Source organism: Nitratireductor sp. GZWM139, assembly GCF_030068685.1.
Classification (GTDB): domain Bacteria; phylum Pseudomonadota; class Alphaproteobacteria; order Rhizobiales; family Rhizobiaceae; genus Nitratireductor; species Nitratireductor aquimarinus.
The window spans coordinates 272,380-289,343 of the sequence record NZ_JAMQML010000004.1 but is presented as its reverse complement, the minus strand read 5'-3'; the positions used below and the strand labels follow the sequence as shown (position 1 = coordinate 289,343).

Annotated in this window: 16 protein-coding genes; 6 read left to right on the top strand and 10 right to left on the bottom strand. The window is 62.8% G+C overall.

The features are described from left to right. Positions 1 to 257 precede the first annotated feature (257 nt). Positions 258 to 1,007 carry a bifunctional 2-polyprenyl-6-hydroxyphenol methylase/3-demethylubiquinol 3-O-methyltransferase UbiG gene (gene ubiG / locus NDI72_RS07165; protein WP_113153107.1) on the top strand — a complete coding sequence of 250 codons (750 nt, stop codon included), beginning with the start codon at positions 258 to 260 and terminating at the stop codon, positions 1,005 to 1,007. A 108-nt stretch (positions 1,008 to 1,115) separates the two neighbouring features. Here ubiG and NDI72_RS07160 read toward each other — a convergent pair whose 3' ends face one another. From NDI72_RS07160 to NDI72_RS07145, 4 genes are read right to left on the bottom strand one after another with little or no spacing between them, the layout of a single operon-like run. After that, positions 1,116 to 1,541 (bottom strand): DUF1178 family protein, encoded by a 426-nt coding sequence (locus NDI72_RS07160; protein ID WP_206546223.1) that lies wholly within the window; start codon positions 1,539 to 1,541, stop codon positions 1,116 to 1,118. After that, positions 1,538 to 2,401, bottom strand: a complete 864-nt coding sequence (locus tag NDI72_RS07155) for a carbon-nitrogen hydrolase family protein (RefSeq protein WP_113153109.1) — start codon at positions 2,399 to 2,401, stop codon at positions 1,538 to 1,540. Before NDI72_RS07155 ends, NDI72_RS07160 begins: the two co-directional genes overlap by 4 nt. Next, positions 2,398 to 2,664 carry a glutaredoxin 3 gene (gene grxC, locus NDI72_RS07150; protein ID WP_113156026.1) on the bottom strand — a complete coding sequence of 89 codons (267 nt, stop codon included), beginning with the start codon at positions 2,662 to 2,664 and terminating at the stop codon, positions 2,398 to 2,400. The genes NDI72_RS07155 and grxC overlap by 4 nt, the downstream gene beginning before the upstream one ends. Positions 2,665 to 2,689: 25 nt before the next feature. Then, complete coding sequence (locus NDI72_RS07145; RefSeq protein ID WP_283800041.1) at positions 2,690 to 3,433, bottom strand: ComF family protein; 744 nt, start codon at positions 3,431 to 3,433, stop codon at positions 2,690 to 2,692. Between the two features lie 115 nt (positions 3,434 to 3,548). Between NDI72_RS07145 and NDI72_RS07140 the strand changes: the two genes are divergently transcribed. Continuing rightward, the gene (locus NDI72_RS07140; protein WP_206546221.1) at positions 3,549 to 4,418 is read left to right on the top strand and encodes a methyltransferase domain-containing protein; all 870 of its coding nucleotides are present in this window, start codon (positions 3,549 to 3,551) and stop codon (positions 4,416 to 4,418) included. Positions 4,419 to 4,455: 37 nt separating this feature from the next. On the opposite strand, the gene NDI72_RS07135 is transcribed toward NDI72_RS07140, so the two are convergent. The 6 genes from NDI72_RS07135 to NDI72_RS07110 all read right to left on the bottom strand — a co-directional run bounded on the left by NDI72_RS07135 (position 4,456) and on the right by NDI72_RS07110 (position 8,725). Then, positions 4,456 to 4,623, bottom strand: coding sequence for a Flp family type IVb pilin (locus NDI72_RS07135; protein WP_113153112.1), 168 nt, complete (start codon positions 4,621 to 4,623; stop codon positions 4,456 to 4,458). Between the two features lie 75 nt (positions 4,624 to 4,698). Further along, positions 4,699 to 5,019: a hypothetical protein gene (locus tag NDI72_RS07130; protein WP_206553836.1), complete on the bottom strand. Its 321-nt coding sequence runs from the start codon at positions 5,017 to 5,019 to the stop codon at positions 4,699 to 4,701. A gap of 127 nt (positions 5,020 to 5,146) precedes the next feature. Continuing rightward, on the bottom strand, positions 5,147 to 5,569 hold the full coding sequence (locus NDI72_RS07125; protein WP_113153114.1) for a (deoxy)nucleoside triphosphate pyrophosphohydrolase: 423 nt from the start codon (positions 5,567 to 5,569) through the stop codon (positions 5,147 to 5,149). Continuing rightward, on the bottom strand, positions 5,566 to 6,357 hold the full coding sequence (locus NDI72_RS07120; protein WP_224924962.1) for a GNAT family N-acetyltransferase: 792 nt from the start codon (positions 6,355 to 6,357) through the stop codon (positions 5,566 to 5,568). Before NDI72_RS07120 ends, NDI72_RS07125 begins: the two co-directional genes overlap by 4 nt. Before the next feature lie 15 nt (positions 6,358 to 6,372). After that, positions 6,373 to 7,614: a bifunctional glutamate N-acetyltransferase/amino-acid acetyltransferase ArgJ gene (gene argJ, locus NDI72_RS07115; RefSeq protein WP_113153116.1), complete on the bottom strand. Its 1,242-nt coding sequence runs from the start codon at positions 7,612 to 7,614 to the stop codon at positions 6,373 to 6,375. A 193-nt stretch (positions 7,615 to 7,807) separates the two neighbouring features. Beyond that, positions 7,808 to 8,725, bottom strand: a complete 918-nt coding sequence (locus NDI72_RS07110; RefSeq protein ID WP_113153117.1) for a peptidylprolyl isomerase — start codon at positions 8,723 to 8,725, stop codon at positions 7,808 to 7,810. A gap of 243 nt (positions 8,726 to 8,968) precedes the next feature. On the opposite strand from NDI72_RS07110, the gene secA reads away from it, so the two are divergent. The 4 genes from secA to NDI72_RS07090 all read left to right on the top strand — a co-directional run bounded on the left by secA (position 8,969) and on the right by NDI72_RS07090 (position 16,923). Further along, complete coding sequence (gene secA, locus NDI72_RS07105) at positions 8,969 to 11,698, top strand: preprotein translocase subunit SecA (RefSeq protein WP_283800034.1); 2,730 nt, start codon at positions 8,969 to 8,971, stop codon at positions 11,696 to 11,698. A gap of 165 nt (positions 11,699 to 11,863) precedes the next feature. Next, on the top strand, positions 11,864 to 13,276 hold the full coding sequence (locus tag NDI72_RS07100; RefSeq protein WP_283800033.1) for a lipopolysaccharide biosynthesis protein: 1,413 nt from the start codon (positions 11,864 to 11,866) through the stop codon (positions 13,274 to 13,276). Between the two features lie 68 nt (positions 13,277 to 13,344). Further along, on the top strand, positions 13,345 to 14,547 hold the full coding sequence (locus NDI72_RS07095; RefSeq protein ID WP_502888378.1) for a GNAT family N-acetyltransferase: 1,203 nt from the start codon (positions 13,345 to 13,347) through the stop codon (positions 14,545 to 14,547). A gap of 90 nt (positions 14,548 to 14,637) precedes the next feature. Beyond that, positions 14,638 to 16,923: an acyl-CoA dehydrogenase gene (locus NDI72_RS07090; protein ID WP_283800031.1), complete on the top strand. Its 2,286-nt coding sequence runs from the start codon at positions 14,638 to 14,640 to the stop codon at positions 16,921 to 16,923. Positions 16,924 to 16,964: the final 41 nt, after the last annotated feature.

Here is a 16,964-nt window from a genome sequence, read left to right as displayed (position 1 = left end):
GAACGGAGTGCCTTTGCTCGGAAATTCCTGCTGCCCGGACGGGCAGCGCCAACATTACGCAGCAACGGCAACCCGCCCTGCGCCGCGGTCTCCATACCCAAAAGATCGCTTATCTGCAAGCAATGTGACGGTGAATGGAACCCGGTCGTTGCGCCGGGCAGGTTTTGCCCCTGAGACAATTCCCGCCTTGACAATCAGGCCCGTCAGCCCGACTTCATGGGCCAAGGTTCCAAGCAACACCCAGTGAGGGGTTTTCCATGTCCGAAGCGCGGCAAACGACCATCGACACGCGTGAAATCGAGCATTTTTCCGCACTGGCGGCGGAATGGTGGAATCCCGCCGGAAAAATGGGCGTTCTGCACAAGTTCAACCCGGTGCGCCTTGCCTATATCCGCGACCATGTGGCCGCGCATTTCGGTCGCGAGCCCCATGAAGCCAAACCTTTTGCCGGCCTGCGCATGCTCGACATCGGCTGCGGCGGCGGCCTTCTGTGCGAACCCATGTCGCGGCTTGGCGCGCAGGTGGTTGGCGCGGACGCTTCGGAAACCAACATCGAAGTGGCCAAGATCCACGCAGCGCAGGGCAAGCTCGACATCGACTATCGCGCCACCACGGCAGAGGCGCTTGCCGACGCCGGCGAGACATTCGACATCATCCTCAACATGGAAGTGATCGAGCATGTCGCCGATGTGGACCTGTTCCTGTCCAAATGCGGCGCAATGCTGAAACCCGGCGGCCTGATGTTCGTGGCAACGATCAACCGCACGCTCAAGGCGTGGGGCCTGGCGATCATCGGCGCGGAATATGTGCTTGGATGGCTGCCGCGCGGCACGCACCAGTATGAAAAGCTCGTGCGCCCGAGCGAACTGGAAGAGGGCCTCGCCTCGGCGGGCATCCGGATCATCGATCGCAGCGGCGTCGTCTACAATCCGCTCGGCGACCGCTGGCAGCGCTCACGCGACATGGATGTCAACTACATGGTGGCGGCCACGAAGCCGGCTGCCTGAGCCTTCAGGGAAAAACGCCGGCGCGCGCCCGGCTCTTGCGATCAGAATGCAGTCAGGCGCTCGCGCCTGACCGCCCGATTCTCTGGCCGGTCTCAGTTCTGACCGGTCTCAGTTCTGCTCCTCGGGAAACACCGGCAGGGGCAGAAACTCGACGCCTTCATCGACCAGCGCCTTGGCCTCGTCGGTCGTCGCCTCGCCATAGATGCCGCGCGCTTCGGTCTCGCCGAAATGGATTTTTCGCGCTTCCTCGGCGAATTTGTCGCCGACATAGTCCGCATTCTCGCGCACCTTTTTGGAAAGCTCCTTGAGCTGCGCCAGCGCCTGTTTCTGCTTCTCCCCCATGGCCAGCGCGATCTGGTCGCGCTTCTTGCCGGTCGAGACCGCCGGCGCCATCAGGGCCTTTTCAACCTTGGTCGAGCCGCATTGCGGGCAGGAAACGAGATCGCGCTTCTTCTGCTCGTCAAAGTCCGCATTGTTGCGGAACCACGCCTCGAAAGCGTGGTCGTGCTCGCAGATCAGGTTGAAACTGATCATGAAGCTTTCCTCTCCGCCGCCCCGCCGCCGGAAACGCGTGCAACAGAGAAATCGCGCGCGTTCTTGAGGTTCGGAATCTTGCCGCGAGCGGCAGCCACCGCATCAAGGTCGAGCTCGGCCATGGCGATGCCCGGCTCGTTTCCATCGACCTCGGCCAGCACACGGCCCCACGGATCGACGATCAGCGAATGACCATAGGTCTCACGCCCGTCCTCGTGCAGGCCGCCCTGACCGGCGGCGATCATGAATGCGCCATTCTCGATGGCGCGGGCGCGCAGGAGAACATGCCAGTGCGCTTCGCCCGTCTGCCGGGTGAAGGCGGCCGGTGCGGTCAGCACCTGTGCCTCGGCAAGCGCCTGCGCACGGAAAAGCTGCGGGAAGCGCATGTCGTAGCAAATGGCGAAACCGAGACGGCCAAACGGCAGATCGGCAACAACTGCCCGCTCCCCGGCGGCATAGGTGGCCGATTCGCGCCAGCTTTCGCCATTGTCGAGATCGACGTCGAACATGTGCAGCTTGTCATAGGTGGTCACAAGCGCGCCACCGGGCGCGAACAGAAAGGCGCGGTTCGCCACCCGTCCGTCATCGAGCGCAACGGCCGTGGAGCCCAGATGAACGAAGATCGAAAGCTCATCGGCCAGCGCACGGGCGCGGTCGATGACCAGCGCGCCGCGCTCTCCGGTGATGCGCTCGAGCAGGTCTTCGCGGCTGCGCACCATCACGCCGGTCATTTCCGGGCTCTGAACATACTGCGCGCCCTTGCCCGCAGCCTCACGCACCAGCGCTTCAAAAGCGTCGGCATTGGCTTCCGGCTCGGTGCCGGAACGCATCTGCAGGGCAGCGGCGATCAGTTTGCTCATGCCGGGATCTCCTTCAACATCGCATCCAGTTTGCCTTCGCGCTCGAGAGCGTGAAGCTCATCGCAACCGCCCACATGGACGTCGCCAATGAAAATCTGCGGAAAGGTCGAGCGGCCATTGGCCCGCTGGATCATCTCCTGGCGCAGCTCGTTGGAAAAGCTTGCATCGTGTTCCGTGTAGGAAACGCCCTTGCCGTCGAGCAGGCGCTTGGCGGCGCTGCAGAAGCCGCACATCATCCGTGTGTAGATCGTTACGTCAGACATTTTCGGTCCCATGCTTTGTCGGGGTTTATATAGGCTCTTGGAGGTCTGCCCGAAAGTCCCCCGGCAAAACGCGCGCAAATGTCAGAACATCCACCTCGCGCGCGCCGGCACGCTTGAGAACCCGTGAGGCGGCGGCAACCGTCGCGCCCGTGGTGTAGACATCGTCCACCAGAACGACGCGCCGCGCCCTGATCGCCGGGCGGTGGGCGTCCGGCACGACAAATGCGCCGCGCACATTGGCCTCGCGCTCGCTCGCCCGCAGCCCCACCTGCTGGCGCGTGCGCCGCGTCCGCACCAGGGCTTCCGGCATGTAATCAACGCAAGCCAGACGCGCCACAGCCCGCGCAAGCTCCGCCGATTGATTGAAGCGCCTTGAAAAGAAACGGCTGCGATGCAGCGGAACCGGCACCACCAGATCCGCCTCGGGCAGGATTTCTCCGCCGGCCCGAAGCATCCAGCGCGCCATCCACGGCGCGAGATCGGTGCGGTCGCGGAACTTCAGCCCCTGAACCAGCCGCCGGGCGACGCCGCCATAGGCGACCGCCGAGCGCGCCCGCGCAAAGGGCGGCGGCGATGCAATCGCCTCGGCAGAGAGCATGCTGTCGCCAAGGTCCAGAGAGAAAGGCGTGCCCATGACCGGACACCACGGCCGCTCCAGAAAGCGCAGCCGCTCCCAGCAGGAAGCGCAGAGCGTTCCGGGTTCCGTGACAAGACTGGAACAGCCAAGACACACCGGCGGGAAGAGGATGCGCTGCATCCACCCGCTCATCACCCCGGTCAATCGCGATACGCCCTCCACGAAACGCCCCTCCCCCAAAAGGCATTGCCTCTTTGCCAGCATAGCCTTTTTGTGCGATGGCGCATCCAGAAACAAAGGATGACGCATGGAACAGCTCTTCGACGCCGACCTGGCCCTTCTGCACAAGAAGCGCGCCCTGAAGCAGGGCGATCCGGGAGCCCGCTTCCTGATGCAGCGGGCCGCTGCCGATCTGGAAGAGCGGCTGGCCACCGTCGAGCGGCGCTTTGAAAACGCCGCAGCGCTCTTCTGCCTCACCTCCGACGCGGCCATGGCCATGCGCGAAAGCGGCAAGGTCGACCAGGTGACCCGCATCGAGGCCGACGCCGCCCTTCTTGGCGATGACGGCATCGTCGCAGCAACGGAAACCCTGCCTTCCGAACCCGGCAGCCACGATCTCATCGTTTCGCTTCTCAGCCTGCATGAGGCAAATGACGTTCCGGGCATGCTCGCCCAGATCCGCCGCGCGCTGAAGCCCGACGGCCTGTTTCTTGGCGCGATGGCCGGCGCCGGCACGCTTCAGGAACTCAGGGAATCCCTGCTTGCCGCAGAGACCGAGCTTTCAGAGGGCGCGGCTCCGCGCGTGAGCCCCTTTGCCGATGTGCGCGATGTGGGCGGACTGCTCCAGCGTGCGGGCTTTGCGCTGCCGGTCACCGATCTCGAGAACCTGACCGTGCGTTACGACACCATGTTCGACCTGATGCGGGATCTGCGTTTCATGGGCGCGACCAGCGCGCTTGTCGCGCGCTCGCGCAAACCGGCCACGCGCGCACTCTTCATGCGCGCCGCACAGATCTATGCCGAGCGCTTTTCCGATCCGGACGGGCGTATCAGGGCAAGTTTCAACATCATCTGGATGTCTGGCTGGGCCCCGCACGAATCCCAGCAAAAGCCGCTCGCACCGGGCAGCGCGAAGATGTCACTGAAAGAGGCTTTGGAGAAAAACAGGGGCGAATAGGCCCGGAGAAGGCCGGGAGAGATTGACTGCGGCTGCCCTACTGGTTGGCCGTGGTCACTTTGCTCGCGACGTCCCCATAGCTGGCTTTGAGCTGCTGTCCCGTCTGCGCCGCACCGACCACGATCGCCAGCGCGATCAGGCCTGCAATTAACGCATATTCGATTGCGGTCGCGCCGCACCGATCCTTGAGAAAATGCCTGCCCATTTGCCCGGCTCCCCCTGTCTGGAAGGCAATTCTGGGCGAAAAGCCTTAAGAAAAGCTGAGAGCCGATTAACGAGATCAGCAGTCGCCGCTGCGTCGTCCATCCTGATGGATGATGCATGTGGCGTTGCGCGAGGGCTGCAAAACACTGCGCCGGATCGTGTAACTGCGGTCCTGCCGCTTCGTGGAAGACGTGGTGATGGGGTCGATCCCGAACGGCGCGCCAACCTGCGCGATCTTCGAGCGGGTGCTTTTTTCAACAACCGGCGTCAGAAACAGCGCGAGCGCGACGGCTGCGGTTCCAAAAAGCAGGGCAATCCTGAGCGCCCCGATGCCCACATTGCCAGCCCGCGTGGACCAGTCCGCGCGTTCCGTATCCCCAAATTCGCCAGAAACCATACCAACCTCTCGCCAGATGGTTAAACCTTGCCGCGAAAACGGCCCGTCCCCGCAATCAACTTGTCACTGTTGCGTAAACGAAGGATTAACTCTGTTCGAGCGGCCCGGCTCTGTGCCGACAGGCGCTTTACAGCAGGTCGATGAGGTGCGGGATAAGCGGCGCATCGGCCGGCGGCATGGGGTAATCGCGCATGTCGCGCGGGCGCACCCATTTGAGTTCCTGGCCTTCCTGCGGTCGCGGCGTGCCCCAGAAGCGGCGGCAGACATAGAGCGGCATCAGCAGGTGAAAATCATCATAGGTGTGGCTGGCGAAAGTGAGCGGCGCAAGGCACGCCGTCTTCGTCTCGACGGCGATTTCCTCGACAAGCTCGCGCACAATGGTGTTTTCCGGCGTCTCGCCGTTCTCCACCTTGCCTCCGGGAAACTCCCAGAGCCCCGCCAGCGCCTTGCCTTCGGGGCGTTTGGCGAGCAGCACCCGCCCATCCGCATCAACCAGCGCACAGGCTGCGACCAGCAGGATCGGCTTGGCCGGCTGGGAAAGATCGTTCATTCGGCGTGCTCCGTGCCGACCGCTTCCTGCGGCTGGCGATAATGATAGGAATAGATTTCGCGGAAGCCCATCGCCTTGTAGAGGCCTACGGCGACCTCGTTATCGGCCTCCACCTGCAGCCAGGCCCGCTCCGCCCCGTGCGACTGGGCCCATTTGAGCGCAGACAGGAGAACACGGCGGCCATAGCCCTTGCCGCGCCATGAAGGGCGCGTCGCGATTTCAAAGAGCCCCGCCAGATCGCTGTCATGCACGCAGATGGCGGTCGCCACCGGCTCTTCGCCCTCTTCGAGGACGAACAGGCCGGTTTCCGGGCGAATCGCGCCAATGACACGCGAAAGACCCGCACGGTGCAGTTCCTCATAGCCATGCACCTTGAGCGTGGCATTGACGAAGCGTCGCCGGTCCTTGAGCGGTATCTGGTCCATCGCCTCGGTCAGATCCGCCTCGCGCAAATCGAGCGCCATGACAAGCGAACGGCCAAGCGTCGACCAGCCCTGCTCGTCGAGATAGGTGGAGATTTCAGGCGCGGCGAGCGGCGACAGCCGGAAGGTGAGCGGCCGCCCATAGGCCTTGAACTGCTCGGCAGCGCGCGCGATGCGCTCTTCAAGGTTTCGATGATCGCCCGGATCGAGCGGATTGATGGAATTCAGGCGCTTTGCAGGGTGACCGGCGGTCAACCGCAGCACCCAGGTGCCGTCATAGGCCACCGTTTCGGCAGGCCAAGCGCGCAACCCCGCCGCCTCAAAGCGGCGGATGATGGCGAAATCCTGTTTTACGTCCTGCCTCACGTGGCCTGGCACACCCTAGCTCCGGTAATCGCCATTGATGGCGACATATTCCTTGGTCAGGTCGCAGGTCCAAACCGTGGCCTTGCCGCGCCCGAGTCCGAGATCCACGCGCAGCGTGATCTCATCCTTCTTCATATAGGCGGAGGTTTCTTCTTCGGAATAGGCCGGATCGCGTTCCCCCTCATGGGCAACGCGAATATCGCCGAACCAGATCGACAGGAGATCGCGCTCGGCCGGCTCGCCCGCCTTGCCGACAGCCATGACGACGCGGCCCCAGTTTGCGTCTTCGCCGGCAACCGCCGTCTTCACCAGCGGCGAATTGGCGATGGACATCGCAATCTTTTTTGCCGAACGGGAAGACTTTGCGCCCGTCACCGTGATTTCGAGCTGTTTGCGCGCGCCTTCGCCATCGCGGACGATCTGCAGCGCGAGGTTCTTGAGGATGCGGTTGAGCGCCCGGCGGAAGCCTGCAAGCCGGGGATCCTTCAGATCGTTGATCGGCGTGACACCGCGCTTTGCGGCAGCGCCCGTTGCAAACATCATCAGCGTGTCGCTGGTGGAGGTGTCGCTGTCGACCGTCACCGCGTTGAAGGTCTTGCCGGTTCCGCGCGACAGAAGATCCTGCAGAACGGGCGCGGCAATCGGCGCATCCGTCGCCACGAAGGAAAGCATGGTGGCCATGTCGGGCGCGATCATGCCTGCGCCCTTGGCAATGCCGTTGATGACCACATCATGTTCGCCAAGGCGCACGGTCGCCGTCGCCACCTTGGGATAGGTGTCGGTAGTCATGATGGCCCTGGCGGCCTCAAGCCAGCCGCCCGGCGCTGCCTTTGCGGCCATGCCCTCCAGAAAACCGGTAATGCGCTCCGCCGGCAGCGGCTCGCCGATCACACCGGTGGACGCCATGAAAACCGTGCTCTTGTCCGCCTTGACCGCAGCCGCGGCAGCTTCGCCCACGGCAGAAGTGGTCGCGCGTCCCTTCTTGCCGGTGAACGCGTTGGCGTTTCCGGAATTCACGACGAGAATGCGCGCCTCGCCGCCGGCCAGATTTTCGCGGCAGAGTTCCACCGGAGCCGATGGGCACTTGGATTGGGTGAAAACGCCGGCAGCCGTGGTGCCCTCATCGAACACCATGGTCAGGAGATCGGTTCGCCCCTTGTATTTCACACCGGCTTCAGCGGTTGCGATGCGCACACCGTCAATGGCGGGCATATCGGGATAGGTCTTGGGAGCAAGAGGAGAGACTGCAACAGACATGGGGCAAACTTACTCGGGTTGGAAGCGTTGGATTCCTGCCGGTCTGCCCGAGTTTTTTTTCCGACGCAAGCTGAAACAGCTCGGATACCCGGCGGCGCGTCAGCCGACCGGCAGTGCACACAGCACCGTCTGACAAAACAAAAACGGCGGACGCCAGGCGCCCGCCGTTTCCATTTGAACCTGCGCTTCAGCGCTATTCGCTTTTGGTCTCTTCGCCTTCACCGGCTGCTTCAGCCCCGGAAGCGGCTTCTTCCTGCTGCTTCTCGGCTGCGTCGATGAATTCCTTGAGAGCCGGGTCCTTGACGTCGACTTCAGCGGTGTCACGCAGCGCCGAAACCTGTTCGACATAGCGCTCACGCACCAGAAGGGAGCGTACCCGATCCTTCACGGCGTCGAATGCCGGGGGCTGCTTGGCGCGCTTGTCTTCAACCTTGATCACATGGAAACCGAACTGGGTTTCGACGGGCTCCTTGGAGAATTCGCCCGGATTGATCGCAAATGCAGCCTTTTCGAATTCGGGCACCATCTGGCCGGAAGCGAAATAGCCGAGGTCGCCGCCATTGGCTGCCGCACCGTCAGTGGATTTCTCCTTGGCGATCTCTTCAAAATTGCCGCCCTCTTCGAGCTGCTTGATGATCGCTTCGGCTTCTTCCTTGGTCTTCACCAGAATGTGACGGGCGCGCACCTCGTTGACGGCAGGCGCATCAGCGATCTGCTTGTCGTAGCTGGCGCGGACATCTTCCTCGGTCACGGCGTCGTTGACGATCTTCTCGATGAAGGCCGCATGAAGCGCCTGATTGCGCAGGAATGCCAGGCGCTTTTCAAAGGCTTCACCCTCGGCAAGGCCCTTTTCTTCGGCCTCGGAGGCCAGCAGGCGGATCTCGATCAGCGCCGAAAGAAGTGCTGCGCGGCGCTGCGGATCGGGCAGATTACCGAACTGCGCGCCATACTCCGCGCTGGCGATAGCCAAATCGCCCTCCGTGATCTCCATGCCATTCACAGTGGCGACGACATCGGCATCGGCAGCATGAGCAGGCATGAAGCCTACAGCGGCCAGCGTCAGACCGGCCCCAACCTGAATGGCCAGGAAACGGCGAAACGATTTCAGCATGAAACTCTCCGTTGGTGATTCCGTTTTAGCCCAAACCGCTTATCAATATGGCGGAATTTTGCGCAAGAGCGCATGTTTAACGCGGCGTTGACATCACTCTTGGCCCCTCTTATCTGTCCTGATGTCCTGCGTCCAGAACGCATTTCAGGACACGAATTGTTATATAATTGCTCTCGCTCGGCGCGAGCAGGGTCTTTACCCCGCTCTTGAATGCCGTCTGTCAGAAAGTGAAAGGACCACTGGATGGTCAGTCTCGGCGGTCTCGCCCGCAAAGTTTTCGGCTCCTCGAACGATCGTCGCGTAAAGGGTTTCCGCCCGCGCGTCGCCGCGATCAACGCGCTTGAAGACGAAATGAAGGCGCTGTCCGACGAGGCATTGCGCGGAAAAACAGAAGAGTTCCGCAAGGAGCTCGCGAACGGAAAGTCGCTCGACGACATTCTCGTTCCCGCCTTCGCCGTGGCGCGCGAGGCATCCCGCCGCGCGCTGGGCATGCGCCCCTTCGACGTGCAGCTGATCGGCGGCATGGTTCTTCACGAAGGCTCCATCGCCGAGATGAAGACGGGTGAAGGCAAGACGCTGGTTGCGACGCTTCCCGTTTACCTCAACGCCTTGTCCGGCAAGGGCGTGCACGTGGTCACGGTCAATGACTACCTGGCCAAGCGCGACTCCGAGTGGATGGCCCGCCTCTACGGCTTCCTCGGTCTTTCAACCGGCGTCATCGTGCATGGCATGTCGGATGACGAGCGCCGCGCGGCCTATGCCTGCGACGTGACCTACGCCACGAACAACGAACTCGGCTTCGACTATCTGCGCGACAACATGAAGTATGAGCGCGACCAGATGGTCCAGCGCGGACACTTCTACGCCATCGTCGATGAGGTGGACTCCATCCTGATCGATGAGGCGCGCACGCCGCTCATCATTTCCGGCCCGCTGGACGACCGCTCCGAGCTTTACAACAAGATCGACACCTTCATTCCGCATCTCGTGGAAGACGATTACGAAATCGACGAGAAACAGCGCACCGCGACCTTCACGGAAGAAGGCACGGAGAAGATGGAGAACATGCTCCGCGAAGCGGATCTGTTCAAAGGCGATTCGCTTTACGACATCGAGAATGTCGCCATCGTGCACCACCTGAACAATGCGCTGAAGGCGCACAAACTGTTCCAGCGCGACAAGGATTATATCGTCCGCAATGGTGAAATCGTCATCATTGACGAATTCACCGGCCGCATGATGCCGGGCCGCCGCTTCTCGGAAGGCCTGCACCAGTCGCTTGAGGCCAAGGAGCACGTGGCGATCCAGCCGGAGAACCAGACGCTCGCCTCGATCACCTTCCAGAATTACTTCCGCATGTACGACAAGCTGGGCGGCATGACCGGTACGGCTTCGACGGAAGCGGAAGAATTCGGCAACATTTACGGGCTCGAAGTCATCGAGATCCCGACCAACCTGCCGATCCAGCGCCTGGATGAGGACGACGAGGTCTACCGGACCGTCGAAGAGAAGTTCAAGGCGATTGTCCGCGAGATCAAGGAAGCCGCCGCCAAGGGGCAGCCGATCCTGGTCGGCACGACGTCCATCGAGAAATCGGAATTCCTGGCCGAGCGTCTTCGTCAAGAAGGCTTGCAGGGCTTTGAGGTCCTGAACGCGCGCCATCACGAGCGCGAGGCCTTCATCGTGGCGCAGGCCGGCAAGCCGGGCGCTGTCACCATCGCCACCAACATGGCCGGTCGCGGCACCGACATTCAGCTCGGCGGCAACCCGGAAATGCGGATTGCCGAAGAGCTTGGCGACATGGAAGCCGGCCCCGAGCGCGATGCGAAGGAACAGGCCATCCGCGAGGACGTGAAGCGCCTCAAGGAGCAGGCGCTGGCCGCCGGCGGCCTTTTCGTTCTGGCCACCGAGCGCCATGAAAGCCGCCGCATCGACAACCAGCTCCGTGGCCGTTCCGGCCGTCAGGGCGATCCGGGCCGCTCCAAGTTCTATCTGTCGCTCCAGGACGACCTGATGCGCATCTTCGGTTCCGACCGAATGGACAGCATGCTGCAAAAGCTCGGCCTCAAGGAAGACGAGGCCATCGTCCATCCCTGGATCAACAAGGCGCTTGAAAAGGCGCAGAAAAAGGTCGAGGCGCGCAACTTCGACATCCGCAAGAACCTGCTCAAGTTCGACGACGTGATGAACGACCAGCGCAAGGTGGTCTTCGAGCAGCGCATCGAGCTGATGGACGGTGAGAACCTCTCCGAGACCGTCGCCGAGATGCGTCAGGACACGGTCGACGATCTGGTCGCACGCCACATCCCCGAAAAGGCCTATGCCGAGCAGTGGCAGACCAAGGAACTGCGCGAAGCGGTGCAGAATTCGCTGAACCTGGACCTTCCCATCGAGGAATGGGCGCAGGAAGAAGGCATCGCCGAAGACGATATCCGCGAGCGCATCAGCGAGGCCGCCGAGGCTGCCGCCAAGGACCGCGCCGAGCGTTTCGGCCCCGACATCATGAACTATGTCGAGAAGTCGATCCTGCTGCAGACGCTCGATCATCTGTGGCGCGAGCATCTGGTCAATCTCGACCATCTGCGCTCCGTCGTCGGCTTCCGCGGCTACGCCCAGCGCGATCCGCTGAACGAGTACAAGACCGAGGCATTCGAGCTCTTCCAGTCGATGCTCAGCAATCTGCGCCAGGTGGTGACGTCGCAGCTCATGCGCGTCGAGCTGGTGCGCGAGGCCGCCGATGCACCGCCGCCGGAAGCACCGGAAATGCAGGCGCATCATATCGACGGTTCGACGGGCGAAGACGAGTTCGCGGACGGCGAGACGATGACGCTCGCCCGCGCCGAAGGCGGCATGGTCGCCGCAGAGGACCGCGACCCGAACGACCCCGCAACCTGGGGCAAGGTCGGGCGCAACGAAGCCTGCCCCTGCGGCTCGGGCAAGAAATACAAGCACTGCCACGGCGCTTTCGCCTAGGCGGTCCGGCGCTCGCGCGTCTCTCAACAGATAACGAAAAGGCCGGGTTTTCATCCGGCCTTTTTCTTTGCCGGAACAAAGAAGCGACCGCCCGGCCCGCCCTTTCTTTTTCTTAAGCAGTTTGCGCTAAACCGCAGGTCGAGTGACTTGAGAGGAGTGGGGCGGGTGCGCTTTTCAGCGACGGGGACCGGTGAACGCTTGCTGCCGGAGCAGCTGGCCGCGCGCGCGCGTCCCTGGCTTGCGAAGCTCGACACCCTCATTTCTGCACGCGATGCGCGTGGCGAGGCCGGTCGCAACGCACTGCTTGCCTTCGCGATCCGCATTGTCAACGCGGTCATCGCGTTTTTCAGCCAGGTCTTTCTGGCCCGCTGGATGGGCAGTTTCGAATACGGCATCTATGTGCTGGTCTGGGTGACGATGATCATCCTCGGCAACATTTCGTGCCTCGGCTTTCACACGGCGATCATCCGTTTCATTCCCGAATACCGCACCAAGGGTGCTTTTGCGGAGCTGCGCGGCGTCAACATTGCCGGCCGGTTCTTCGTGCTGGGCACCTCGACACTGTTCATGCTCGCGGGCCTGGCGGGCCTGCGCTTTCTGGAACCCTATATCGAATCCTATTACGTGGTTCCGTTCTATCTGGGGCTCATCTGCCTGCCCATGCTGGCGCTGAGCGACCTTCTGCAGGGCGTCTCGCGGGCAAATGCATGGGTGGTCTGGGCCCTGCTTCCCGCCTATTTCATCCGCCCCATACTGATCCTGCTCTTCATGGCGGGAGCGGTTCTTTCCGGCTACGCGCCCGACGCAAAGACGGCCATCATCACGGCCATTCTGGCCACCTATGCCACCACGCTCCTGCAATTCGTCAGCATCACGACGCGGGTGAAGCGCAGCACGCCGCCCGGCAAACCCCGCTTCCTGATGAAGCACTGGGTCGGCATTTCGCTGCCGATCTTTCTGGTCGAGAGCTTCTATTTCCTGCTCACCAATGCCGATGTGCTGATGGTCGGTCGCTACATGACGCCCACGGATGTGGCCATCTACTTCGCCACCGTGAAAACGCTGGCGCTGGTGCATTTCGTCTATTTCGCGGTGAAGGCCAGCGTTGCGCAGCGCTATTCGGCCTACATGCATGGCGGCGACAGGGAAGGCCTTGCAGCCTTCGCGGCAGAGACGGTCACCTGGACCTTCTGGCCATCGCTCGCCATGGGCGTTGTCGTGCTCATCATCGGCAGGCCCATGCTCATGCTGTTCGGCAGCGGCTTCACGGCCGGCTATCCGCTTCTCTTCCTTCTGGTTTCCTGCGTGGTTGCCCGCGCGGCCGTGGGGCCTGCGGAGAGCCTTCTCACCATGAGCGGCTACCAGAAAGTGTGCGCCGGCATCTACGCCATCACGCTCGGCATCAATATCGGGCTCAACATGGCTCTGATCCCGGTCTACGGCCTGTGGGGCGCAGCCATCGCCACCGGGCTCGCCATTCTGTTCGAAGCAGCATCCCTCTCATTCACCGCCTGGCGGAAGCTTGGAATCCGCATGCTGGTGTTCCTCCCGCGCGCCAGAAAGGAGGCTTCCTCTTGAGCATCCCCCCTCTCCTCGAAGAATCGAGCAGCGGCGCATCGGGCGCGGCAAGCGATCACCTGACCGATATCGCGCAGCAAACCGACACCAGACATCTGGCGCTGCTTGCAGCCGAGCAGAGCGAACGCAAGCTCGCCATCTATCCGGCGTCCGCCGGCTTCGAGCTGGTGGACGAGCTCGACTATCTGGCGGCGCGCTCCATCGAGACCAACATCTTCTTCAATCCGCGTTTTCTGGCGCCGGCCATGCCGCGTCTTGAAGACCGCGAAGTGCGGCTTGCGGTCATCCGCGACGGCACGGAGGAGCGCAATCGCCTGCGGCTTCTCGTTCCCTTCACCATCGAGCGCCCGCTTCTGCCTTTCAGCGTTCCGGTTCTGCGCACCTGGTCGAACCCGTTTGGCCCTCTTGGCACGCCACTGGTCGACTATGACGATCCGGCCGGCGTGATCGAAGATTTCTTCGCCATGCTGGCGCGGCCCCATCTCGACCACCCGAAAGTGTTCGTTCTGCCGGATGTGGGACTGGACGGCGCATTTGCGGCGATCCTGCGCACGGTGGTGGATGCGCGGAACCTGCCCTTCCAGATCACCAACCGCATCGAGCGCCCGACGCTGGAAAGCGCGCTTGATGGCGACACCTATCTGCGCGATTCGCTGCGCGCCCATCACTATCGCGAGTTCCGCCGCCTCAAGCGCCGGCTGGGCGAAATGGGCAAGCTGGACTACAGGATCGCCCGCCACCCCGACGAAGTGCGCCACGGCATCGAAGCGTTTCTGACACTCGAGGCTTCGGGCTGGAAGGGCCGCGAACGCTCGGCCATGGCCATCGACCGCTACCGCGCCGCCTTCGCCCGCGAAGCCGTGCACCGGCTGTGCGAGCGCGACATGTGCCGCATTCACATGCTGACGCTCGATAACGCGGTGATCGCCTGCCTCATCGTGTTCATCGAAAACGGCACCGCCTATACGTGGAAGACGGCCTATGACGAAGGCTTCGCCGCCTATTCGCCCGGCACGCTTCTCATGATCGAGGTCACCAAGACGCATCTGGACGATCCCAACATCATCATGACGGATTCCTGCGCGGTGCCGGATCATCCCGTGATGAGCCGCCTGTGGAGCGAGCGGAGGCCGCTCGGCACCATGGTTGTGGGGCTCACGCCCGATTCGGACCGGCATGTCCGCAAGGCGGCGGCGCAGCTCAGCCTGACACGGCGTGTGCGAAACCGGCTCCGGATTGCCCGAAACCGCCTGCGCAGCGCGCTCGGGTAAAGCTTCCACGTTCGGGAACAAACCCGGGCCGTCCGTCGTTCGCCTATAACGTGCAAGCCTGATATATTGGCGCAACATCGGAGGCTGGCCATGCGTTTGAAGACTTTCCGCCGCGACCATGTTTCGAAGCCCATCTTCAACTGGGCGCGAAAGATCATGCCGCCGATTTCGGAAACGGAACGCGAGGCGATCGACGCAGGCACGGTCTGGTGGGATGGCGAGCTGTTCACAGGCGATCCCGATTGGGAGCAGCTTGTGGCAATGCCGCCGGCGCTTCTTTCGGACGAGGAACAGGCCTTCATGGACGGGCCGGTGCGCGAACTCTGCGCCATGGTCGACGACTGGACGCTGAACTGGCGTGACCGCGACCTGTCGCCCGCCGTCTGGGACTTCATGCGCAGGAACAAATTCTTCGGCATGATCATCCCGAAGGAGTTCGGCGGGCTCGGCTTTTCCAACACCGCGCATTCGGAAGTGGTGCGCACGCTCTCTTCCGCCAGCATCGTGGCGGGCGTCACGGTGATGGTGCCCAATTCGCTCGGCCCCGGCGAACTGCTCATGCATTTCGGCACAGAGGCGCAGCGCAAATACTGGCTGCCGCGGCTGGCCGACGGCCGCGAAGTGCCCTGTTTCGGCCTCACCTCGCCCCATGCGGGCTCCGACGCCGCCGCCATGACCGACACGGGCGTGGTGGAATACGGCACGTGGAAGGGCAAGAAGGTGCTCGGCCTGCGTCTCAATTTCCACAAGCGCTACATCACGCTTGGCCCCATCGCCACGGTGATGGGCCTCGCCTTCAAGATGCACGACCCGGAAAACCATCTTGGCCGGGGCGAGGATCTGGGCATCACCGTCGCGCTTTTGCCCACCGACACGAAGGGCGTGCGCCACGGCGACCGGCACATTCCGCAATACACCTTCTTCCAGAACGGACCGCTCTACGGCGAGGACGTGTTCGTGCCGCTTGATCACATTCTCGGCGGCGAGGAACAGATCGGCCAGGGCTGGACCATGCTGATGACGGCGCTCGCCGCCGGTCGCAGCATTTCGCTTCCCTCTCAGTCGGCCGCATCCGCCGCCATGTGCGCGCGCGCCACCGGGGCCTATGCGCGGGTGCGCACGCAGTTCAACGTGCCCATCGGCATGTTCGAGGGCATTCAGGAGCCGCTCGCCGAACTGTGCGGCAACGCCTATCTGATCGATGCCGCGCGGCGCGTCACGCTGGCGGCGCTGGATGAAGGGCACAAGCCCTCGGTTGTCTCGGCAATCATGAAATACCACGCCACCGAGCGCATGCGCCGCTCCGTGGAGCACGCCATGGACATTCATGGCGGCAAGGCCGTCATCGACGGGCCGAACAACTATATGGGCGCGATGTATCGCGCCGTTCCCGTCGGCATCACGGTCGAAGGCGCGAACATCCTCACCCGCAATCTGATGATCTACGGACAGGGTGCAATCCGCTCCCACCCCTATATGCTGGAAGAGCTTCTGGCGCTTTCGAGCGACAACAGGGAAGAAGGGCTCGATCATTTCGACGACACGTTCTGGAAGCATGTCGGCCACGCCCTCAAGACTGCGGGACGCGCATTCGTTCGCGGCTGGAGCGGCGGCTTCCTCGGGCCCGCGCCCGAAAGTGCCGCGATGCCGCATCACTGGAAGAAGCTGTCGCGCTATTCGGCGGCCTTCGCCCTGCTCTCGGATTTCGCCCTGCTGACGCTTGGCGGCTCCCTCAAGCGCAGGGAGATGATCTCCGCGCGGCTCGGCGACATTCTGGCCGAACTCTACCTCCTCGGTGCAGTGCTCAAACGCTATGAGAGCGAGGGGCGGTTTGCCGAAGACAAGCCCGTCGTCGACTATCTGATGCTTGAGGGCGAAGCACGCCTCGGCGTTGCCTTCCGTGGCGTTCTGGACAATCTGCCGGCACGGCCCGCCGCCTGGCTGGTGCGCCTGATCGCCTTCCCCCTTGGCGTGCCCAAACCGGCGCCGTCCGACAGGCTCTCCTCGCAGCTTGCCGAAATCCTCATGAAACCGTCAGAGCAGCGGGACCGGCTGACGCCGGATCTCTATCTGGGTCAGGGGCATGACCACCATCCGCTGAAGGATCTGGAACGCGCGTTCCGGCTCGTCGTCGATGCAGCGCCCATCGAGAAGAAGATGCGCGCCAGCAAGGTCAGCGACCCGCAGGAAGCACACGACATGGACCTCATCACCGATGGCGAGTTCACGCAGCTTCGCGAAGCGCAGGAGGCGGTCGCGCGGGTGATCGCGGTGGATGCCTTTCCGATGAAGGACATCTCGGCCACCGCCGGCCAGCACAAAAAGAAGAAGCCTGCCGCGCGGCGAAAGACACCGCGACGACAGGCTGCCGAATAGCGCCGGTCGGGACCGGCAAAAGCAGTCAGGTTCATACACCT